This window comes from Streptomyces sp. NPDC001480, assembly GCF_042894725.1.
Lineage (GTDB): Bacteria > Actinomycetota > Actinomycetes > Streptomycetales > Streptomycetaceae > Streptomyces.
On sequence record NZ_JBIAVX010000022.1, the window covers coordinates 1 to 21,408 of the forward strand.

Genomic DNA, 21,408 nt, shown 5'->3' on the forward strand with positions numbered 1-21,408 from the left:
GCGGCCGCGCGGGGGGGGGGCAACACGGGGGGGGCCCCCCCGGGGGGCGCGGGGGGGGGGTGGGGCCCCGCCGGGGGGGGGGGCCCCCCCCCGCCGGGGGGGGGGGGGGGGTCCCCCCCCCCCCCCGGCGCTTTCGTACTGCTGTGTCCTACCGCTGTGTCCCTACCGGGTCAGACGAGGTTCACGGAGCGGGCCGACGTGGCGCCGATCTCCTCCGCGACCTCGGCCAGCACGCCGGAGCCCACCGTGTCGTCGACGGTCAGCACGGCCAGCGCCTCGCCGCCGGCCGCCGCGCGGGCGACCTGCATACCGGCGATGTTGATGCCCGCCTCGCCGAGGATCCGGCCGACGGTGCCGACGACGCCCGGCCGGTCCTCGTACCGCAGGACGACCATGTGCTCGGCGAGCGCGAGGTCGACGTCGTAGTCCCCGACGGCGACGATCTTCTGGAGGTGCTTCGGGCCGGCCAGGGTGCCGGAGACCGACACCTCCTCGCCGTCGGCGAGCGTGCCGCGCACGGTGACCACGTTGCGGTGGTCGGCCGACTCGGAGCTGGTGGTCAGACGCACCTCGACACCGCGCTCCTGGGCGAACAGCGGGGCGTTGACGTACGACACGGTCTCGTCGACGACGTCCTCGAAGACACCCTTGAGCGCGGACAGCTCCAGTACCTTCACGTCGTGCTGGGTGATCTCGCCGTACACCTCGACGTCGAGGCGGACCGCCACCTCGCCCGCGAGCGCGGTGAAGATCCGGCCGAGGCGCTCGGCGAGCGGCAGGCCCGGCTTGACGTCCTCGGCGATGACACCGCCCTGGACGTTGACCGCGTCCGGGACCAGCTCACCGGCGAGGGCGAGGCGCACGGACCTGGCGACGGCGATGCCGGCCTTCTCCTGCGCCTCGTCGGTCGACGCGCCGAGGTGCGGGGTGCACACCACCTGGTCGAACTGGAACAGCGGGGAGTCGGTGCACGGCTCCTTGGCGTACACGTCCAGGCCGGCGCCGGCGACGCGGCCCTCCTTGAGGGCGGAGTACAGCGCCTCCTCGTCGACGATGCCGCCGCGCGCGGCGTTGACGATCCGCACGCTCGGCTTGACCTTGCGCAGCGCCTCCTCGCCGATCAGGCCGAGCGTCTCCGGCGTCTTGGGCAGGTGCACGGTGATGAAGTCGGAGACCTCGAGCAGTTCGTCCAGCGACAGCACCTTGACGCCCATCTGCGCGGCGCGCGCGGGCTGGATGTAGGGGTCGTAGGCGACGACCTTCATCCCGAACGCGGACATGCGCTGCGCGACGAGCGCGCCGATGCGGCCGAGGCCCACGACGCCGAGGGTCTTCTCCGCGAGCTCCACGCCCGTGTACTTGCTGCGCTTCCACTCGCCGTTCTTCAGCGCGGCGTTGGCCTGCGGGATGTGGCGGGCGGTGGCGACGAGGAGACCGCAGGCCAGCTCGGCGGCGGTCACGATGTTCGAGGTGGGTGCGTTGACGACCATCACGCCGGCCTTGGTGGCGGCGGAGACGTCCACGTTGTCCAGGCCGACGCCGGCTCGCGCGACGACCTTCAGCTTCTTCGCGGCGGCGATCGCCTCGGCGTCGACCTTCGTGGCGGAACGGATCAGGATCGCGTCCACGTCGGCGATGGCGGGCAGCAGTTCGGCACGGTCGGCGCCGTTGCAGTGCCGGATCTCGAAGTCCGGGCCGAGCGCGTCGACGGTCGCGGGCGAAAGCTCTTCAGCGATGAGTACGACGGGTTTCGAGCTCACGTGAGGTCCTCACAAGTCCAATGCGGACGGCCGTCCCGACGGCCGCAGGCGGTGGAGGGTGGCTAGCCGCGGTAGACGCACGACGCTGTGGGCCTGACGCGTGTTGTGCAGCAGTGTAGTGGCGTGACAGGGGGTGTCTTACGCCTCTGCGGAGAGATCACCCGTCCGTGGCAGGACGGTTTGGCCAAACCAAAGGCCAAGGGGGCCGGAGCAGTCGCTCCGGCCCCTCTGGGGAAGCCTACGCCTCCTCGTTCACCCAGCTCATCAGCTTGCGCAGCTGCTTGCCGGTGGTCTCCAGCAGGTGCTCGGAGTCCTGCTGCTTGTACTCGTTGTACTTCTTCAGGCCGCCGTGGTACTCGTCCATCCACTGCTGGGCGAACGTGCCGTCCTGGATCTCGGCGAGGACCTTCTTCATCTCGGCCTTGGTGGCGTCGGTGATGATGCGCGGGCCGGTGACGTAGTCGCCCCACTCGGCGGTCTCGGAGATGGACCAGCGCATCTTCTCCAGGCCGCCCTCGTACATGAGGTCCACGATCAGCTTCAGCTCGTGCAGGCACTCGAAGTAGGCGATCTCCGGCTGGTAGCCGGCCTCGGTCAGCGTCTCGAAGCCCGCCTTGACCAGCGCCGCGGTGCCACCGCAGAGGACGGCCTGCTCACCGAACAGGTCGGTCTCGGTCTCCTCGGTGAAGGTGGTCTTGATGACGCCGGCGCGGGTGCCGCCGATGCCCTTGGCGTACGACAGGGCGAGCGCGAAGGCGTTGCCCGAGGCGTCCTGCTCGACGGCGGCGATGCAGGGAACGCCGCGGCCCTCCTCGTACTGGCGGCGCACCAGGTGGCCCGGGCCCTTCGGGGCGACCATGCAGACGTCCACGCCGGCCGGGGGCTTGATGAAGCCGAAGCGGATGTTGAGGCCGTGGCCGAAGAACAGGGCGTCGCCGTCGTTCAGGTTCGGGGCGATGTGCTCCTCGTAGACCTGGGCCTGGATGGGGTCCGGGACCAGGATCATGATGACGTCGGCCTCGGCGGCGGCCTCGGACGGCGTCACCACGCGCAGCCCCTGCTCCTCGGCCTTCGCCTTGGACTTGGAGCCCTCGTGCAGACCGACCCGCACGTCGACACCCGAGTCGCGCAGCGACAGCGCGTGGGCGTGGCCCTGGCTGCCGTAGCCGATGACCGCGACCTTGCGGCCCTGGATGATGGACAGGTCGGCGTCAGCGTCGTAGAACAGCTCGGCCACTTTGGGTTCTCTCCTTGGTGTGCAGGTGTTGCTCCCACCGTATGACGGCGGGCGGGAGGGAGGTTTCGGGATCTCGCAATACGGGCGGCCGGTGTCACCCGGCCGCACCGACGAGGGTTACGCCGACCGGTCGAGTGCGCGCAGCGACCGGTCCGTGATCGAGCGGGCGCCGCGGCCGATGGCGATCGTGCCGGACTGGACCAGCTCCTTGATGCCGTACGGCTCCAGCATCTTGAGCATGGCCGACAGCTTGTCGCTGCTGCCGGTGGCCTCGATCGTCACGGCCTCCGGGGAGACGTCGACGGTCTTGGCGCGGAAGAGCTGGACGATCTCGACGATCTGGGAGCGCGTCTCGTTGTCGGCGCGCACCTTCACGAGGACGAGTTCGCGCTGGACCGCCTGCGTGGGCTCCAGCTCCACGATCTTCAGCACGTTGACCAGCTTGTTGAGCTGCTTGGTCACCTGCTCCAGCGGCAGGTCCTCGACCTGCACCACGATGGTGATGCGGGAGATGTCGGGGTGCTCGGTGACGCCGACGGCGAGCGAGTCGATGTTGAAGCCGCGGCGGGAGAACAGCGCGGCGATCCGGGCGAGGATGCCCGGCGTGTTCTCCACCAGGACGGAGAGCGTGTGCTTGGACATGTCTGGTCTTCCTCTTCGCTCTTCCTGGCTCAGTCGTCTTCGTTGTCGCCGAAGTCGGGGCGGACGTCCCGGGCGGCCATGATCTCGTCGTTGGAGGTGCCGGCGGCGACCATCGGCCACACCATCGCGTCCTCGTGGACGATGAAGTCGACGACGACCGGGCGGTCGTTGATGGAGTTCGCCTCTTCGATGACCTTGTCGAGGTCCTCGGGGGACTCGCAGCGGATCGCGTGGCAGCCCATGGCCTCCGACAGCTTCACGAAGTCGGGGACGCGGGTGCCGGCGCTCGGGCCCTTGGGCTCGTCGCCCGGGCCGGAGTGCAGCACGGTGTTGGAGTACCGCTGGTTGTAGAAGAGGGTCTGCCACTGGCGGACCATCCCGAGGGCGCCGTTGTTGATGATGGCGACCTTGATCGGGATGTTGTTCAGGGCGCAGGTGGTGAGCTCCTGATTGGTCATCTGGAAGCAGCCGTCACCGTCGATCGCCCAGACCGCCCGGTCCGGCTGTCCCGCCTTGGCGCCCATCGCGGCCGGGACCGCGTAGCCCATGGTTCCGGCGCCGCCGGAGTTCAGCCAGGTGGCGGGCTTGTCGTACTGGACGAAGTGCGCGGCCCACATCTGGTGCTGGCCGACGCCCGCCGTGAAGATCGTGCCCTCGGGCGCGAGCTGCCCGATGCGCTCGATGACCTGCTGCGGGGACAGGGAGCCGTCCTCGGGCTGGTCGTAGCCGAGCGGGTACGTCTCACGCCAGCGGCTGAGGTCCTTCCACCAGGCGGTGTAGTCGCCCTTGTGGCCCTCGGCGTGCTCCTTCTGCACCGCCTGGACCAGGTCGGCGATGACCTCACGGGCGTCCCCGACGATCGGCACGTCGGCGGCGCGGTTCTTGCCGATCTCAGCGGGGTCGATGTCGGCGTGGACGATCTTGGCGTACGGGGCGAAGCTGTCCAGCTTGCCGGTGACGCGGTCGTCGAAGCGGGCTCCGAGGGCGACGATCAGGTCGGCCTTCTGCAGCGCGGTGACGGCGGTGACCGAACCGTGCATGCCCGGCATTCCCACGTGCAGCGGGTGGCTGTCGGGGAAGGCGCCGAGCGCCATCAGGGTGGTGGTGACGGGCGCTCCGGTGAGCTCGGCGAGGACCTTGAGCTCGGCGGTGGCCTGGGCCTTGATGACGCCGCCGCCGACGTAGAGGACGGGCCGCCTGGCGGAGGTGATCAGCTTGGCGGCCTCGCGGATCTGCTTGGCGTGCGGCTTGGTCACCGGGCGGTAGCCGGGCAGGTCCATGACGGGCGGCCAGGAGAAGACGGTCTTCTTCTGGAGGATGTCCTTGGGGATGTCGACCAGGACCGGTCCGGGGCGGCCGGTCGAGGCGATGTGGAACGCCTGCGCGATCACCCGCGGGATGTCCTCGCCCTTGGTGACCAGGAAACTGTGCTTGGTGATCGGCATGGTGATGCCGACGATGTCCGCCTCCTGGAAGGCGTCCGTACCGATCGCGGAGGACACCACCTGCCCGGTGATCGCGACCAGCGGCACCGAGTCCATGTTGGCGTCGGCGATCGGGGTGACCAGGTTGGTGGCGCCGGGTCCCGAGGTCGCCATGCAGACGCCCACCTTGCCGGTGGCCTGCGCGTAGCCGGTGGCCGCGTGGCCGGCGCCCTGCTCGTGCCGGACAAGCACATGGCGGACCTTGGTGGAGTCCATCAGCGGGTCGTACGCCGGAAGGATCGTGCCGCCGGGGATACCGAATACCGTGTCGGCCCCGACCTCCTCGAGCGAGCGGATGAGGGACTGCGCACCCGTGACGTGCTCGACGAGGGTGGACTGTCCTCCGGAACGGGGCCGCGGCTGCGGATGGTGGGCCCCGGTGGCCTGCTCGGTCATCGGCATTCTCTTCTCGATGCTGAGGTTTTTGCGAGGGTTTTTGCGAGGTTTGTGCGGTGTACGACTGCTGTACGGCAGGTGCCTGTGCAACAAAAAACCCCTCGTGCCGTAAGGCAAGCGAGGGGAGCGCGCCGGTGAGGGTCGCTGGGGTTTCCGGATCGTCCTCCGGTGGGCCCCAGCTCAGCCGACGCGCTGTCCAAGTACGAGAATTCGGGTGCGCATGGCACTGACCCTCCCCCCGACCCGCACCACGTGTCAAGTGGGTGGGACGGGAGTCTCATTATGTGAGCGTAGGGCACTGCCGCCTCCGAAGACCGCGGAGACACCGCCGGTGACACCACTGGTGTACACCCCCGCCGCACCGCCCGCGAAGGCCGGCGCCGGCTCGGCCGGTGCGTGCGGAAGCGGATAATGGCCGGATCCGAGCGCTCTGCGCAGCCGGTACTCGTCCAGCGGCCCGGAGAAGGCCATGCCCATCCCGTGCGTACAGCCCATCGCGCGCAGCGCCGCGACCTGCTCGGGCAGGTCCACGCCCTCGGCCACGGACTGGAGCCCGAGGTCGGTGGCGATGCGGAGCAGCCCGCTCGTGATCTTGTGCAGCCGTGCCGACTCCACGACGCCCTCGACCAGGCCGCGGTCGAGTTTCAGCACGTCGACGGGGAGTCTGCGCAGTGCGGTGATCGCCGCGTAGCCGCTGCCGAAGCCGTCCAGCGCGATGCGGACGCCGAGCCGGCTGAGGGCGGTCAGACGCCGCTCCAGCTCGTCCAGGCTGACCCGGGGATCGGTGTCGGACAGTTCGAGGACCAGCGAGCCGGAGGGCAGTCCGTGCCGGGTGAGGAGGGCTTCCACCGAGCCGAGCGGCATGGAGCGGTCCAGCAGCCGCCGGGCGCTCATCCGGACGGACACGGGCACGCAGAGCCCGGTCGCGGTCCGCTCGGCGGCCTGCTCCACGGCCTCCTCGAGGATCCAGCGGCCGAGTTCCGCGGTCTTGTCGCTGTCCTCGGCCACCCGCAGGAACTCCGCCGGGGTGAACAGCACCCCTTGGGAGGAGCGCCAGCGCGCCTGTGCGGAGACCGAAGTGATCCGGCCGTTCTCCAGGCACACCACGGGCTGGTGCAGCAGCGCGAACTCGCCGTCGTGCAGCGCGGCACGCAGTCGCGTGGCCAGCTCCGCCTTGCGTACCACGTCCTGCTGCATCTGGGGCTTGTACAGCTCGACGCGGCCCTTACCGGCCGACTTGGCCCGGTACATCGCCAGGTCGGCGTTGCGCAGCAGCTCGCCCGCGCCGAGGCCGGGTTCGGCGAAGGCGACGCCGATGGAGGCGTTGACACGGACGTCGTTGCCGTCGATGAGGTAGGGCTGGGAGAGGGTCAGCCTGAGGCGGTCGGCGAGCTCCAGGATGTTCCGCTCCCGGGCGGCACGGTCACGGGTGCCGTCCCCGACGATCAGGGCCGCGAACTCGTCGCCGCCCAGCCGGGACGCGGTGTCCCCGTGCCGGACCGCGTCCTGGAGTCTGCGGGCGGCCTGGACGAGCAGCTCGTCCCCGGCCTGGTGCCCGATCGTGTCGTTGACGGCCTTGAATCCGTCCAGGTCGATGAAGAGGACGGCCGTGCCGCGCAGACGGTCGCCCCGGTCGGAGGCGCGGCGGCCGGAAAGTGCCTGCTGCACGCGCTTGGTGAACAGGGAGCGGTTGGGCAGGTCGGTGAGCGGGTCGTGTTCGGCGTTGTGCTGGAGCTGCGCCTGTAGCCGCACTCTCTCGGTCACGTCCCGGCTGTTGAAGATGAGGCCGCCGTGGTGGCGGTTGACGGTGGACTCGACGTTGAGCCAGCGGCCCTCGCCGGACCGGAAGCGGCACTCGATGCGGGTGGTGGGTTCCTCGAGCGGGCTGGCGGCGAGGAAGCGGCGCACCTCGTGGACCACGCAGCCCAGGTCCTCCGGGTGGATGAGACCGGCCAGTTCGGTGCCCACCAGTTCCTCGGCGGGCCGTCCGTAGACGCCGGCGGCGGCCGGCGAGACGTACCGGAGGATGCCGTTGGGCGCGGCGATCATGATGACGTCGCTGGAGCCCTGCACCAGGGAGCGGAAGTGGTTCTCCGTCTGTGCCAGTTCCTGGGTGAGGGTGATGTTGTCGAGCAGCATGATGCCCTGGCGCACGACGAGTGCGAGCACCACGCAGCCGGCGGTGATGAGCACCACGTGGTCGGGGCTGCGGCCGTCGAGGACGTTGTACAGGATGCCCAGCGTGCACACGGCCGCGGCCAGGTACGGGGTGAGCGCGGCCAGGGAGCCGGTGAGGGGCGGGCCCGCCGGGTACCGGCTGTGGTCACCGCCCGGCGCGGGCTCGGGGGCGGTGGCCGCCGCCTTGGAGTGGCCGCCGCCGCGCTGGCCGGGCACGTGCTCGTGGACCACGCGCGTGTGGCCGTCGACGGCGCACCGGTCCCGCTCGGCGTTCTGCTGGCCCTGGTGCCGGGGAGCGGCCCAGGGGGCGTACGCCAGGAGCAGGGAGCCGGCGAACCAGCCCGCGTCGAGCAGTTGGCCCGAGTGGTAGCTGCTGTGCAGCAGCGGAGAGGTGAACAGGGCGTCGCACAGCACGGTCAGGGCGAGCGCGCCGATGGCCGTGTTCACGGCCGTGCGGTTGCCCGGTGCGCGCCGGAAGTGCAGGGCGAGCACCATGCTGACGAGCGCGATGTCGAGCAGCGGGTACGCCAGCGACAGGGCGGCGTGTGCCACGCTCGGCCCCTCGAACCGGGCGGCCTGGGCGAGCGCGAGGCTCCACGACAGGGTGAGCAGCGAGCCGCCGATCAGCCAGGCGTCCAGCGCCAGACAGATCCAGCCCGCCTTGTTCACCGGGCGCTTGGCGAGGACCAGCAGGCCCACGATGGCGGGCGGCGCGAAGCACAGGAAGAACAGGTCGGCGTAGCTGGGACTGGGCACGGCCTGGTCCAGCACGACCTCGTACCATCCCCAGACCGCGTTGCCCAGGGCCGCCATCGCCGACGACAGGGCGAACAGCAGCCAGGCGGATCGAAAGCGGACCCTGGGTCCGCGGGCGTAGAGGAAGCAGGAGACCGCGGCGGTGCCGGCCGCGGCGGTCAGCCCGAAGTCGCCCATGAACAGCGCGACTTCGTTCGAGCCCCAGCCGAACGCGGAACCGACGGCGTATCCCGCGCAGATCAGGGCCAGGGCCAGCTGGTGGGCCAGGCGTGAGCCGTCGCCGGAGACCGGCGGACGGGGCAGCAGCGTCCCCGACGGGCGCTGCGGGCGCAGCGCCGTGTCGAGGGTCGTCACGGGCGGGGGGCTCACCGGGCCCTCCCGGTCCGTGGGTGGTGGCTGGTGCGGTGGTGGCTGGTGTGGTGGCCGCGCTTGCGCGTGACCTTGCGCCAGGGTCGCCGTCGGCGGCTCCGCCGCGTCGGATCGTTCGTCCATAGGCCGTGCATCGCCCGTCGCCCCCCTCACAAATTCTGAAATGTCCATCCCCGGCGCCGAACGGTCCGCGGCGCAGCCCCTGTCGGGACGATACACCAGTCTCGTCACTCAGGGACATAGCTTCTCTACGCTCCGTGACGATCAACAGAAAGGCGCGTACACACTGCGTCCACAAGGTCGCGGAGGGTACGCGAAGCGGATTACGCCCCTGCCGAGGAGCCTGTTGTAAGGATCACGTTGCGCAGGGGCTCCCGGTTCACGAAACGGCGCAACTGGTCTGCCAGCAGCCGTTTGGCGCGCGGCAGGAAGGCCGAGGTGGGGCCGCCCACATGCGGGCTGATCAGCACACCCGGTGCCCGCCACAGGGGGTGCGCCGGGGGCAGCGGCTCCGGGTCGGTGACGTCCAGGGCGGCGGTGATGCGCCCGCTGTCCAGCTCCGCGAGCAGCGCCTTGGTGTCCACGACGGGCCCCCTGGAGACATTGACCAGGAGTGCCCCGTCCTTCATCCGGGCCAGGAAATCGGCGTCGACCAGGCCCCGGGTTTCCGGTGTCAAGGGGGTGGACAGGACGACGACATCGGCCTCCGGGAGCAGGGACGACAGTTCGGTGAGCGGGTGCACCGGACCGCGCGCCGTGGTGCGCCTTGAGCGCGCGACGCGCGCCACCCGCGCGAGTTCGAACGGTGCGAGCCGGTCCTCGATGGCGGCGCCGATGGCTCCGTAGCCGACGATGAGAACGGTCCGGTCGGCGAGGGCCGGACGGAAACCGGCGCGCCACTCCCCCTTGTCCTGCGCCCGTACGAAGTCGGGGATGCCGCGCAGCGAGGCAAGGATCAGCGCGAGCGTGAGCTCGGCGGTGCTGGCCTCGTGCACCCCGCGCGCGTTGCACAGCCGTACGCCCGGGTGCACCTGGTCCAGGCCCCGTTGCACGTTGTCGACGCCGGCGGAGAGTGTCTGCACGACCTGAAGCGAACGCATGTACGGCAGCGGGCGTACGCACAGGGCGCTGGGCTTCATATAGGGCACGACATAGAAGGCGCAGTCGGCCGGGTCCGCGGGGAACTCCTCCTCCCCGTTCCAGAACCGGTAGCGGAGTTCCTCGGGGAGCCCCTCGATCTCCTCGGCCGGGAGTGGGAGCCACACGTCAGCAGTCATGCTCTGGAGGCTAGGGCCTTCCCCGCGGGTCAGGCCGGAGAAAATCAGCGGCACCTTGTCAGCTGGGGTGAGCGGGGGCTGGGGCGTGCAGCTGCGAGGCGGAGGAAGGCGCCGATGCGATGGGGGTCCCTCCCGCTCGAGCGAAGTCGAGAGTGGGGGAATCGGCAACTGACGACAACGCCGCAGATGGGCGTGCCAGCCCCCGCGTCTCGGCAGGGCCCGCCGGGGAGGCCCTAGGTCAGGCGCGTGACAGCGCAGAGGTTAGGTTGGGGGCCGGTCAGAGGGAGGTTCACGGCAGGTGGAGCGCAGGACGATCGGCGCGGGGGCGCTCGCTGTGGGGTCCGTCGGACTCGGGTGCATGCCGATGAGCTGGGCGTACAGCGGGTCGCGGCAGCGGGGTGAGGAGTCGGTCAGGGCGGTGCACCGGGCGCTGGACCTGGGCTCGACGCTGCTGGACACGGCCGACATGTACGGGCCCTTCACCAACGAGTTGCTGCTGGGCCGGGTGCTCAGGGAGCGGCGCGCGGACGCCTTCGTGTCGACCAAGGTGGGCCTGCTGGTCGGCGAGCAGCACATCGTGGCCAACGGGCGCCCGGGGTATGTGAAGCGGGCGTGCGACGCGTCGCTGCGACGCCTCCAGACGGATGTGATCGACCTCTACCAGCTCCACCGCGCCGACCCCGAGGTGCCGGTCGAGGAGACGTGGGGTGCGATGGCGGAGCTCGTCCGGGCCGGAAAGGTACGGGCGTTGGGCCTGTGCGCGGTGGGTGCGCGGGCGGGCCGGCGTTCGGGCCGCCGTCTGCACGACGCCACGCTGCGCCAGCTCGAGCGGGTGCAGCAGGTCTTCCCGGTGAGCGCGGTGCAGGCCGAGCTGTCGGTGTGGTCACCGGAGGCGCTGGAGGGGCTGCTGCCCTGGTGCGAGGCCCGCGGGGTCGGTTTCCTGGCCGCGATGCCGCTGGGCAACGGCTTCCTGACCGGGACGCTGACCCCGGGCGAGGGTTTCGAGCGGGACGACCTCCGGGCCCGACATCCCCGGTTCACGGCCGAGATGATGGCCGCCAACCAGCCGATCGTCGTCGGCCTGCGCCGTATCGCGCGCCGGCACGGTGAACGGGTGACCCCCGCCCAGGTGGCCCTGGCGTGGGTCCTGGCCCAGGGCCGTCACGTCGTCGCCGTCCCCGGCGCCAAGCAGGAGCGCTGGGTGGCCGAGAACGCCCCGGCGGCCGGGCTCCGTCTGACCCCGGAGGACCTGGCGGAGGTGGCGGCGCTGCCCGCGGCACGGGGGTCGTGGGACTGAGCGTGCCCCGCGCCCGGATGCGGGGGCGCGGAGGGGGAACCCTGCCCTCGTGAGCGGTGGGTGAGGGACAGTGGAGGTTCCGCTGGAACCGCCACTGTGAAGGGACCATGATCGTGCAACGTCGAGCTGTGACGGCCGCGTTGGCCGCTGCCGCGCTCCTGCTGGCGGCCGGCTGCTCCTCGGACGGGGGGTCGTCGCCGGGCGGGGGCGGGAGCACGACGGCGGGGGGAGCGTCGTCCGGTGTGTCGTCCGGTGCGTCCCCCTCGGGGCGGACGGCCGAGCGGACACCGCCCGCCAAGGGCACGGTGAAGGTGGTGCGGACGGTCGCCGAGGGCCTGAAGTCGCCGTGGGGCCTCGCTCCCCTGCCGGACGGCGGTCTGCTCGTCTCCTCCCGGGACGACGGGACGGTCGTCCGGGTCGACGAGAAGACGGGCCGGAAGACGGAGCTGGGCAAGGTCTCCGGGGTCTCCCCGGCCGGCGAGGGCGGCCTCCTGGGTATCGCCCTCTCCCCCGACTACGCCTCGGACCACATGATCTACGCCTATTTCACCTCGGCATCGGACAATCGCATCGTCCGCATGCTCTACGACGAGCACAAGCCCGCCGGCGAACAGCTCGGCGCCCCCGACACGATCTTCAAGGGCATCCCCAAGGGTTACATCCACAACGGCGGCCGGATCGCGTTCGGCCCGGACGGCATGCTCTACGCGGGCACGGGCGAGAGCGGACGGCGGGGCCTGGCCCAGGACAAGAAGTCGCTGGGCGGCAAGATCCTCCGGATGACCCCGGAGGGCGAACCGGCCCCGAGCAACCCCTTCCCCGATTCCCCGGTGTACAGCTACGGGCACCGCAATGTGCAGGGGCTCGCCTGGGACGGCAAGGAGCGCCTGTTCGCCTCGGAGTTCGGCCAGGACACCTGGGACGAGCTGAACGCGGTCAAGCCCGGCGGCAACTACGGCTGGCCCGACGCCGAGGGCCGGTCGGACGACTCCCGGTACCAGAACCCCATCGCCCAGTGGCACACCGACGACGCCTCCCCCAGCGGCATCGCCTACGTGGACGGCGTCATCTGGATGGCCGGCCTGAAGGGGCAGCGCCTGTGGCGCATCCCGCTGAACGGCACGAAGGCCTCGGCGGACCCGCAGGCCTTCCTCACCGGCACGTACGGCCGGCTGCGCACCGTGGCGGCGGCGGGCGGCGACAAGCTGTGGCTGGTCACCAGCAACACGGACGGCCGCGGCAAGCCCAAGAGCGGGGACGACCGGATTCTGGAGCTGGAGGTGAAGTAGGGCCGGGCCCTCGCGCCCCGGCACGGTCAGTCCCCGGCGGACTCCTCCTCGGAGCGCTCCGGCAGCCGTACGACGACCTTTCCGGAGCCGAGATCTATCGGCCCGCGTCCAGGGTCGCCGTCACCGACGTCCTCCCGGGTCAGCTCCAGCCGGTTCTGCTCGTCGCGGGTGTGTTTGCGGCCGGGCGCGAACAGTTCCTCGAAGGCGTTGAACACGCAGTCCCCCTCAGCCGAAGTCCCCTACAGCGTAAGCGTCACCCGGTCGATCGGGACGTGGCGGTTTCGGCCGGGAACAGCCCCTGCCGGTGTGCCACCGCCGCCGCCTCCCCCCGTCCGGAGACGCCGAGCTTGGCCAGGATGTTCGACACGTGGACGCTCGCCGTCTTCGGGGAGATGAACAGTTCCTCGGCTATCTGGCGGTTGGTGCGGCCGGCGGACACCAGGCGCAGGACGTCCCGCTCCCGGCTGGTGAGGCCGAGCGCCGCGGCGGGGTCGGTGGCGAGTTCCGGCCGCGGGGCACGGGCCGGGGTGAGGCGGGCGCGCTGGGCGAGCAGGGCGACGGCGTCGGCGAGCGGGCGGGCGCCCAGGTGGTCGGCGACGGCCCCGGCGAGGCGGAGCAGCTCCGCGGCGCGGTCGCGCTGGTCGTCGCCGCCGTCGGACAGCAGGGCCTGGGCGAGCCGGTGCCGGACGCGGGCGAGGTCGTAGGGGCGCTCCAGGCACTCGAAGGCGGTGACCGCCTCCGACCAGATGTCCGCGGTGTCCTCGCCGGTGGCGCGCAGCAGCTCGGCGCGGGTCCATCTCTCGTACGCGTGCCAGACGGGCAGGCCGGTGGTGAGTTTCCTGACGGCCTCGGTGAGACCGGCGAGGAACTCGGCCCGGCCCTCCGCCGTGGCGGGCAGGGCGCGGGCGTCGGCCTCGGCGGTGGCGGCGGCCAGCAGCAGGGGCCAGGCGTAGCGGTGGGTGCCGGGCGGGAAGCCGGGTTCCACGACGCGCAGCAGTTCGGCGCGGGCGTCGAGCAGTCTGCCCTCCGCCGCGGCGATGCCGATGGCGATGCGGGCCAGCGGCAGCCAGTGCTGGGGCATGGGGTCGTGGGGACCGTAGTGGGCGCGGGCGGTGGCCAGATGGCGGCCGGCCTCGGCGATGTCGCCCCGGCCGAGCGCGAGGTCGGCGAGGCGGAGGGCGCCCACGCCCCGGGGTTTGGCGCTGTGTCCCACAGCGAGCGCGTTGGCGGCGGCTTCGGTGGCCTCGTCCCAGTGGGCGAGCCCGTACTGCAACGCGGAGAGGTTGCCCCACACCCACGCCTCGGTGTCCAGCAGGCCGTACTTGCGGGCGAAGGTGATCCCCTCCCGCAGGATCGGGACGGCCTCCCGTGCGCGGCCGACGGACCCCAGTTCGCTGGGCAGGTTCACATAGGCGCGGCCCGCGACGCGCGTGACGCCTTCCTGGAGTGCCTGCTCCTTGACCTCGTACATCTGCGCGAGCCCGGCTTCGGTGTCGCCCGCGTCGACCATGAGGCCACCGAGGGTGAGCCGGGCGTGCAGCTCGATCTCCCGGGCGCCCACCATGCGCGCGTACTGCAGGGCCCGTTCGGCGGCGGCGAGGGCGTCGGGTCCGGGCTCGTGCAGCATGGACCAGTTGGCGACGTGGGCGAGGACCTCGGCGTGCACCTCCGACGGCGGCAGCCCGCGGACCAGTTCCTGCGCGGTGGCCAGTTCCTTCCAGCCGTCGCCGCGGGCCTGGTCCTGGACCAGGCGGGAGCGCTGTACCCAGAACCAGGCGGCGCGCAGGGGGTCGTCCTCGTCCTCCAGCAGCCGCAGCGCCCGTTTGGCGATCTTCAGAGCGCGTTCCCGTTCCCCGCAGAAGCGGGCCGCGACGGCCGCCTCCGCCATGAGGTCGAGGTAACGCAGGGGCGTGGTCGCGGGGTCGCAGCCGCAGGGCGGGTAGACCTCGGTGTAGTCGACGGGGCGCAGGGCGGCCCGTACGTCCCCGGGGGCGGTGTCCCACAGCTCCATCGCCCTCTCCAGCAGCCGCAGTTGCTCGCTGTAGGCGTGCCGGCGGCGGGCGACGACCGAGGCGTCCAGGACGGCGGGCAGGGCCTTGCCGACGTCGTGGGCGTGGTACCAGTAGCTGGCCAGGCGCGTCACGCGTGCGTCGGCGGGGACGAGCGCCGGGTCGGCCTCCAGGGCCTCGGCGTAGCGGCGGTTGAGGCGGGAGCGTTCGCCGGGCAGCAGGTCGTCGGCGACGGCCTCGCGCACCAGGGAGTGGCGGAAGCGGTAGCCGTCACCGGCGGGTGTGGCGCTGAGCAGGTTGGCGTTCACGGTGGCGCGCAGCGCCTCGATGAGGTCGTCCTCGGGCAGCCGGGCGACGGCGGCGAGGAGCCGGTATTCGACGGTGGAGCCGCCTTCGGCGACGATCCGGGCGACCCGCTGGGCGGTTTCGGGCAGTGCCTCGACGCGGACCAGGAGCAGGTCGCGCAGGGTGTCGGTGAGGCCCGTGCAGCAGCCTTCGCCGGAGGCGACGGCGAGTTCCTCCACGAAGAAGGCGTTGCCGTCGGAGCGTTCGAAGATCTCGTCGACCTGGGCGGGGGCGGGTTGGGTGGCGAGGATGCCGGCGACCTGCTGGCCGACCTCCTCGCGGGTGAAGCGGGCGAGTTCGAGGCGGCGGACGGTGCGCAGCCGGTCTAGTTCGGCGAGCAGGGGGCGCAGGGGGTGGCGGCGGTGGATGTCGTCGGAGCGGTAGGTGGCGAGGATGACGAGACGGCCGGTGCGCAGGGTGCGCAAGAGGTAGGCGAGGAGGTGGCGGGTGGAGGCGTCGGCCCAGTGCAGGTCCTCGAGGGCGAGGACGACGGTGTGGTGGGCGGCGACGCGTTCGAGGAGGCGGGCGGTGAGTTCGAAGAGGCGGGCCATGCCCTGCTCGTCGTGCCGGCTGGAGGTGGCCTCGCCGAGTTCGGGCAGCAGCCGGGCGAGTTCCTCCTCCTGTCCGGCGGCCGCGGCGGCCAGTTCGCCGGGAAGGGCCTGGCGCAGGGTGCGCAGGGCGGTGGAGAAGGGGGCGAAGGGCAGTCCGTCGGCGCCGATCTCCACGCAGCCGCCCAGCGCGACGACGGCGCCGTGGCGGCAGGCGGCGGTGGCGAACTCCTCGACGAGTCGTGTCTTGCCGACTCCGGCCTCGCCGCCGACCACCAACGCCTGGGGCTCCCCCGCGGCGGCACGGGCGAGCGCGTCGTTCAGGACGCCCAGTTCGTCGGTGCGGCCGACGAAGACGGGACTGACGGATCTGGTCTCCACGGGCCAGAGCATCGCATGTGGGCCGGACGGCGTGGCACGGGTTTTCCACAGCGCCGGCGCATTCGTCGTACGACCATACGGGAGTGGGCGGCCGACCCCCGTGCGGCCGCCCACCTCCGCCCCCGCCCTCATGCGGCGCGGGTGAGCCGGTCCCGGCCTGGGCCGCGGGTATGGGTCTCGGTCTCGGCGGCGCGGCGGGCCGCCTCCTCGCGGCGGGCCGCGCGCCTGCCGCGGACGGCCTCGCGGGCCAGGCGCTCGGCCTCGGCCCGGCGGAACAGTTCGGTGGAACGGGCGTGGTGCAGTTCGAGCTCGAACATGGTTGCTTCCCTGGTGAGAGGTGGTTTCCGGATCGGTTCCGGTGATGCCTCCACTGTCGTCTCCCAGGGGGGTGCGCCACATCGGGAAGGTTCCGCATCTTCGGCGGTCCGAGGGGGCCGGGACACGCGTAAGGGGCCTCAGGCCGTCCGTGAGGCGTTCACTGACGGCCTAAGGCCCCTTAAGTCCCCTAAGGCTCCCGAGGTCTCTCGGGTCTGTGGTGGTTCAGCCCGCGGAGGGCAGGCTGACCAGGGCGTCGGAGTACTTGAGGACGGCCAGGAGCAGGCCGATGACTCCGAGGGAGACGCCCGCCCAGGCCACCGACTTGATCCACGCGGCCTGCGGCTTCCCGGGGGCGCCGAAGGCGGGCCGGGCCAGGACCACGACGCCGGTGATCAGCGCGGCCAGGGCGAACAGGCCGGCCCACAGCGCGGTGGTGTGCCAGGCGTCGCCGTAGACCTCCTTGATCTGCTTGGCGACGGTCGCGCCCGAGGAGGTCTGCAACTGGCCGACGAGGGTCTCGCGCGCGGCGGCAACGGTGCCGATCCAGCCGCCGGTGAGCGAGACCACGCCCAGGGCGGCGGAGACCACGGCACCGGCGCCCTGTCCGACACCGGAGGGGCCCGCCTCCTCGGTCACGCCGACCGGCTGCTCGCCGTCGGTCTCCTCGTTCTCGGCGGTCACCTGGTCGGCGGCGCGCTCCTCGGCCCGCTCCGCATCGGTCTTGGTGACGTCGGCCGTCGCCTCGGCCTTCTTGGCGTCGGTGCCGGTCTCGGCTTCGTCCATTGTCTTCGTTCCCATGCCTCGCACCGTACGGACGCTGTCTGAGAGGTGTCTTAATGATCGTTGTGGGCGGCACGCGCGCGTGCCGTACGCCACTCGGGGGCGAGCACCGACCAGATCTCGGTGCTGGTGCGCACGCCCCGGTAGAGATCGTTCTCCCTGAGCACGCCCTCGCGGGTCATGCCCAGCCGTCGCGCCACGTTGATGCTGGGTTCGTTGGCCGACGACACATGCCACTCCACACGGTGCATGCCACGCTCGTCAAACGCCCACTCCAGCAGCACCCGCATGCCGCGCGTGACCAGCCCGCGCCCGGCGGCGGAGGGCTCCACCCAGCAGCCGGCCTCGCAGACCCCGCCGGCCGTGTCCCAGACGCGGAACAGCAGCCCGCCGACGAGCCTGCCGTCCAGCCACACCCCGTGCAGGCTGCCGGCGTCCGCGGCGCGCTTGTCGGCGTAGGAGCGCAGCCAGGCGCGGGCCGCCGCCAGGTCGGTCACCACGTCCGGCAGACCGACGTGGCGGCCGATGAACTCCCGTCCCCGGTCGATGTTGGCGATGAGCTCCTCGGCGTGCCAGGTCTCCAGGGGGCGAAGCTCGGCACCGTCGTCACCCAGCGATATCGCGTACATCGCGCTGCTGCTCCTTCTGAAGTCCCACCACGGCCTGAGTGAGCCTCTCATGCGGGACACGGCACTCGGGCGGCTCGATGCTGATGCGCGGGAGACGGCTCTCCAGCCACTGCGGCAGCCACCAGTTGGCGCTGCCGAGCAGGTGCATCAGCGCGGGGACGAGGAGGGTGCGCAGCACGAAGGCGTCCAGGGCGACGGCGGAGGCCAGCGCGATGCCGAACATGGCGATCACCCGGTCGCCGCTGAGCACGAAGGCGAGGAAGACCGAGATCATGATGACCGCGGCGGAGTTGATCACCCGGCTGGTCTCGGCGAGGCCGACGCGGACGGCCCGCCGGTTGTCGCCGGTCTCCAGCCATTCCTCGTACATCCGGCTGACCAGGAAGACCTGGTAGTCCATGGAGAGGCCGAAGAGGACCGACACCATGATCACGGGGAGGAAGGGCTCGATCGGACCCGCCCTGCCCAGGCCCAGCGGTTCGCTGCCCCAGCCCCACTGGAAGACGGCGACGACGATGCCGAAGGCGGCGGCGACGGCGGCGACGTTCATCACGGCGGCCTTCAGCGGGATGCCGAGCGAGCGGAAGGCGACCAGGAGCAGCACGCAGCCGAGTCCGATGACGACTGAGACGAACAGGGGCAGCTTGCCGACGATCACGTCGGCGAAGTCGTCGTAGCTCGCGGTGACCCCGCCGACGCGTACGTCGAGCGAGGTGCCGGTCTCCGCGCGCGGGAGGACCTCGGTGCGCAGCCGGTCGACGAGCTCGCTGGTCCGCTGGGACTGGGGCGCGGAGTCGGGGACGACGGTGAGGTAGGCGTTGTCGCCGCCGCTGGCGTACCGCGCGGGCGTCACGGACGCGACGCCCTCGGTGGCGCGCAGGGTGGCGTCGAGGTTGTCGAGGGCGAGCCGGTCGGCGCCGCCGTCCACGCGTGCCACCAGGGTGAGCGGCCCGTTGACGCCGGGTCCGAAGCCGTCGGCGAGGAGGTCGTACGCCTGGCGCGTGGTGGCGGACTTGGGGTCGTTGCCCTGGTCGGAGGTGCCGAGGCGGAGGGCGAGTGTGGGCAGTGCGAGCAGGGCGATGACGGCCACGGCCGCGGAGCCGAGCAGCTTGGGGTGGCGTTCGACGAAGGCGGACCAGCGGGCGGCGAGCCCCGTGGGCAGTTCCGGCTGCGGCCCGTGCTCGGCCAGCCGGCGCCGCTCGCGCCGGCTCAGGGCGCGCGGGCCGATGAAGGACAGCAGCGCGGGCAGCAGGGTCACGGCCGCCGCGACGGTGAGCACCACGGTCAGCGAGGCGGCGACGGCGACACCGTTGAGGAAGCCCAGCCGCAGTATGAACATCCCGAGCAGGGCGATGCAGACCGTGGCGCCCGCGAAGACGACCGCACGTCCGGTGGTGGCGACGGCGTCCACCGCGGCCTCGGTGACCTCCAGGCCGCGTTTCAGTCCACGCCGGTGCCGGGTCACGATGAACAGCGCGTAGTCGATGCCGACGCCGAGCCCGATCAGCATGCCGAGCATGGGGGCGAAGTCGGCGACGGTCATGGCGTGGCCGAGGAGCACGGTCGCGGCGTACGCGGTGCCGACACTGACCAGCGCGGTGGCGATGGGCAGCAGCGAGGCGGCGAGCGAGCCGAAGGCGAGGAACAGCACGACCGCGGCCACGACCACGCCGGCCGCCTCGGCCAGGTGGCCGCCGGCGGACTTCGTCAGCGTGATGGCGCTGCCGCCCAGTTCGACCTGGAGCCCGTCGGCCTCGGCGGACTTGGCGGCGTGTACGACGGCCTGGGCCGCGGACCTGCTGACGTCCTCGGCCTGCCGGTCGAAGGTGACGGTGGCGTACGCGGTGTGACCGTCCCGGCTGATCCTGCCGGTGCCCTCTCCGTCGTACGGACTTGTCACCGAGGCCACGCCCGGCAGGCCGGCGACCCGGTCGAGGGCGCGTGTCATGGTCTGTTCGACGTCGGCGGCGCGGACCGTGCCGGAGGTGGTGTGCCAGACGACGGTGTCGGCGTCGCCGGCCAGACCCGGGAATCCCTGCCGCAACAGCTGGGCGGCGCGGCCGGATTCGGTGCCGGGCACCTCGTAGTCGTTCGAGTAGGCCGAGCCGGTGACGGTTGCGGCCGCGGTCGCCCCGCCGAAGGCGAGGAGCCACAACAGGACGGCTACCAGGCGGTGCCGGACACACCAACGGGCAAGGGCTGCCACGGGCGTGCTCCCAGGTACTGAATGTGGGTCTTTGGCCGGGAACGATCGTCCAGAAACGGAACAGCCCGCAAAGAACATGTGAGCAAGGGGAGGACAACTCTTGCACGGCGAAAGTGATGGTCCGCCACGTTCACGGGCCGGCCGGCGCGACTGGGAGGCACATCACAGGACAGTCACACGAACTCTGTCACCCCTCGGGGCACTTCAGTCGAACTGGTCTCCGAGCGCCATGATCATCGTGCCCGCGATCAGCAGCCACAGCGCCCGCCGGGTACGGCCCTTGGCACCCAGCACCCCGGCGAGCGCACACACGCCGGCGCCGACGCCGTACGCGGCCGGCACCAGGGCCGGCACCCCGCTCAGGCGCATCAGCGAGGCGGTGACACCGGCCAGCGTCAGCACGGCTCCGGTGCCGGCGGCCGTCCAGCGAGCCCGGCGCGCGTCCTCCGCGGGGTCCTCGAACTCGACGTCGTCCTCCGCGGGGTCCTCTACGTCGTCCACCTCGGCTATTCCAGGCCGCGTGCCGGAATCAGCAAGTCCACTCATGGCGGGCGAGCGTAGTACCTGTCGCTGAGCAATCCAGGTGCGGGGAGCGGCTTCGACTGCTATCGAACTCTTGCGCATACCTTTTCCGTACGCAGCAGGCGAGGAGCCCGTTCACCCGATGCCATCGAACGACCTGTCGAGCGACCCGTTGACCGACCGTCTGACCCACCCGCGCTACCCGCGCAGCAGCCGCTACGACGTCCGCTGGACCATCGAGAACCAGATGGGCCCGCACGCGCTGTGGCTGCTGGAGTGGCTGGCCCCCGCGCTCGGTCTCGACACGCTGCCGCCCGGTGCGCGCGTGCTCGATCTCGGCTGCGGCCGGGCCATGACCTCCGTCTTCCTCGCCAAGGAGTACGACGTCCAGGTCGTCGCCGCCGACCTGTGGGTCGGGTCCGACGAGAACGCCGCGCGGCTCGCCGAGGCGGGCGTCGGCGACCGTGTGCTGCCCGTGCACGCCGAGGCGCACGATCTGCCGTTCGGCGAGGGCACGTTCGACGCCATCGTCTCCGTCGACGCCTATCAGTACTTCGGCACCAACGACCTGTATCTGCCCACGCTGACCCGGCTGCTGAAGCCGGGCGGGCGGATCGGGGTCGCCGTGCCGGCGCTGCGGGAGGAGATCGCCGGGGCCGAGCCGCCGGAGCATCTCGCACCCCACTGGGACCCGGGTTTCTGGGCGTTCCACTCCCCCGCCTGGTGGCACCGGAACTGGACACGCACGGGGGCCGTCACCGTCGAGACCGCCGACTGGCTCCAGGACGGCTGGCGCGACTGGCTGCTGTGGAGCGAGGTGTGCGCCGAGGAGAGCCCCAGCGAGTTCATGGCGGGGATGGCACGGGACTCGGTGGAGCTGCTGCGGGCGGACGGGGGCCGGGTGCTCGGCTTCGCCCGGGTCGTGGGACGCCGTAGGCAGTCGTGACACAGACGTGTACGGCCCCGGAGGTCCTGCCTCCGGGGC

At 71.7% G+C, this 21,408-nt stretch carries 16 protein-coding genes; 3 read left to right on the top strand and 13 right to left on the bottom strand.

The annotated features are described in order from the left end of the window. Positions 1-170: 170 nt before the first annotated feature. From serA to ACFY01_RS39180, 6 genes are all read right to left on the bottom strand, one after another. Positions 171-1,760: a phosphoglycerate dehydrogenase gene (gene serA, locus ACFY01_RS39155; protein ID WP_390740552.1), complete on the bottom strand. Its 1,590-nt coding sequence runs from the start codon at positions 1,758-1,760 to the stop codon at positions 171-173. A 238-nt stretch (positions 1,761-1,998) separates the two neighbouring features. Continuing rightward, on the bottom strand, positions 1,999-2,997 hold the full coding sequence (ilvC, locus tag ACFY01_RS39160; RefSeq protein WP_361451996.1) for a ketol-acid reductoisomerase: 999 nt from the start codon (positions 2,995-2,997) through the stop codon (positions 1,999-2,001). A 117-nt stretch (positions 2,998-3,114) separates the two neighbouring features. Beyond that, complete coding sequence (ilvN, locus tag ACFY01_RS39165) at positions 3,115-3,639, bottom strand: acetolactate synthase small subunit (RefSeq protein WP_361812583.1); 525 nt, start codon at positions 3,637-3,639, stop codon at positions 3,115-3,117. A 29-nt stretch (positions 3,640-3,668) separates the two neighbouring features. Then, on the bottom strand, positions 3,669-5,519 hold the full coding sequence (locus ACFY01_RS39170) for an acetolactate synthase large subunit (RefSeq protein ID WP_390740553.1): 1,851 nt from the start codon (positions 5,517-5,519) through the stop codon (positions 3,669-3,671). Positions 5,520-5,774: 255 nt separating this feature from the next. Then, positions 5,775-8,822, bottom strand: a complete 3,048-nt coding sequence (locus ACFY01_RS39175) for a putative bifunctional diguanylate cyclase/phosphodiesterase (protein WP_390740554.1) — start codon at positions 8,820-8,822, stop codon at positions 5,775-5,777. Positions 8,823-9,145: 323 nt separating this feature from the next. Beyond that, a complete protein-coding gene (locus ACFY01_RS39180) occupies positions 9,146-10,099 on the bottom strand; it encodes a 2-hydroxyacid dehydrogenase (RefSeq protein ID WP_390740555.1) in 954 nt (317 codons plus the stop codon). Positions 10,100-10,397: 298 nt separating this feature from the next. On the opposite strand from ACFY01_RS39180, the gene ACFY01_RS39185 reads away from it, so the two are divergent. Continuing rightward, positions 10,398-11,396, top strand: coding sequence for an aldo/keto reductase (locus tag ACFY01_RS39185; RefSeq protein ID WP_390740556.1), 999 nt, complete (start codon positions 10,398-10,400; stop codon positions 11,394-11,396). Between the two features lie 107 nt (positions 11,397-11,503). Next, positions 11,504-12,685, top strand: coding sequence for a PQQ-dependent sugar dehydrogenase (locus ACFY01_RS39190; protein WP_390740557.1), 1,182 nt, complete (start codon positions 11,504-11,506; stop codon positions 12,683-12,685). Between the two features lie 26 nt (positions 12,686-12,711). Here the strand turns inward: ACFY01_RS39190 and ACFY01_RS39195 are convergent, their stop codons facing one another. From ACFY01_RS39195 to ACFY01_RS39225, 7 genes are all read right to left on the bottom strand, one after another. Next, positions 12,712-12,900, bottom strand: a complete 189-nt coding sequence (locus ACFY01_RS39195; RefSeq protein ID WP_390740558.1) for a DUF6191 domain-containing protein — start codon at positions 12,898-12,900, stop codon at positions 12,712-12,714. Between the two features lie 38 nt (positions 12,901-12,938). Further along, a complete protein-coding gene (locus tag ACFY01_RS39200) occupies positions 12,939-15,980 on the bottom strand; it encodes an AAA family ATPase (protein WP_390740559.1) in 3,042 nt (1,013 codons plus the stop codon). A 116-nt stretch (positions 15,981-16,096) separates the two neighbouring features. Then, positions 16,097-16,285 (bottom strand): hypothetical protein, encoded by a 189-nt coding sequence (locus ACFY01_RS39205; RefSeq protein ID WP_390740560.1) that lies wholly within the window; start codon positions 16,283-16,285, stop codon positions 16,097-16,099. Between the two features lie 223 nt (positions 16,286-16,508). After that, the gene (locus ACFY01_RS39210; protein ID WP_390740561.1) at positions 16,509-17,084 is read right to left on the bottom strand and encodes a hypothetical protein; all 576 of its coding nucleotides are present in this window, start codon (positions 17,082-17,084) and stop codon (positions 16,509-16,511) included. Between the two features lie 35 nt (positions 17,085-17,119). Then, positions 17,120-17,695 (bottom strand): GNAT family N-acetyltransferase, encoded by a 576-nt coding sequence (locus tag ACFY01_RS39215; RefSeq protein WP_390740562.1) that lies wholly within the window; start codon positions 17,693-17,695, stop codon positions 17,120-17,122. Beyond that, positions 17,673-19,901 (bottom strand): MMPL family transporter, encoded by a 2,229-nt coding sequence (locus ACFY01_RS39220; RefSeq protein ID WP_390740563.1) that lies wholly within the window; start codon positions 19,899-19,901, stop codon positions 17,673-17,675. Before ACFY01_RS39220 ends, ACFY01_RS39215 begins: the two co-directional genes overlap by 23 nt. A 204-nt stretch (positions 19,902-20,105) precedes the next feature. Next, positions 20,106-20,402, bottom strand: a complete 297-nt coding sequence (locus ACFY01_RS39225) for a hypothetical protein (protein WP_390740564.1) — start codon at positions 20,400-20,402, stop codon at positions 20,106-20,108. 163 nt (positions 20,403-20,565) lie between these two features. Between ACFY01_RS39225 and ACFY01_RS39230 the strand changes: the two genes are divergently transcribed. Continuing rightward, positions 20,566-21,369: an SAM-dependent methyltransferase gene (locus ACFY01_RS39230; RefSeq protein ID WP_390740565.1), complete on the top strand. Its 804-nt coding sequence runs from the start codon at positions 20,566-20,568 to the stop codon at positions 21,367-21,369. Positions 21,370-21,408 lie beyond the last annotated feature (39 nt).

Bases quoted from the DNA above. Each gene is read 5' to 3' on its own strand.
- ilvN (WP_361812583.1), bottom strand. From the start codon at position 3,639: ATGTCCAAGCACACGCTCTCCGTCCTGGTGGAGAACACGCCGGGCATC.
- ACFY01_RS39170 (WP_390740553.1), bottom strand. From the start codon at position 5,519: ATGACCGAGCAGGCCACCGGGGCCCACCATCCGCAGCCGCGGCCCCGT.
- ACFY01_RS39180 (WP_390740555.1), bottom strand. From the start codon at position 10,099: ATGACTGCTGACGTGTGGCTCCCACTCCCGGCCGAGGAGATCGAGGGG.
- ACFY01_RS39190 (WP_390740557.1), top strand. From the start codon at position 11,504: ATGATCGTGCAACGTCGAGCTGTGACGGCCGCGTTGGCCGCTGCCGCG.
- ACFY01_RS39200 (WP_390740559.1), bottom strand. From the start codon at position 15,980: ATGCTCTGGCCCGTGGAGACCAGATCCGTCAGTCCCGTCTTCGTCGGC.
- ACFY01_RS39205 (WP_390740560.1), bottom strand. From the start codon at position 16,285: ATGTTCGAGCTCGAACTGCACCACGCCCGTTCCACCGAACTGTTCCGC.
- ACFY01_RS39210 (WP_390740561.1), bottom strand. From the start codon at position 17,084: ATGGGAACGAAGACAATGGACGAAGCCGAGACCGGCACCGACGCCAAG.
- ACFY01_RS39215 (WP_390740562.1), bottom strand. From the start codon at position 17,695: ATGTACGCGATATCGCTGGGTGACGACGGTGCCGAGCTTCGCCCCCTG.
- ACFY01_RS39230 (WP_390740565.1), top strand. From the start codon at position 20,566: ATGCCATCGAACGACCTGTCGAGCGACCCGTTGACCGACCGTCTGACC.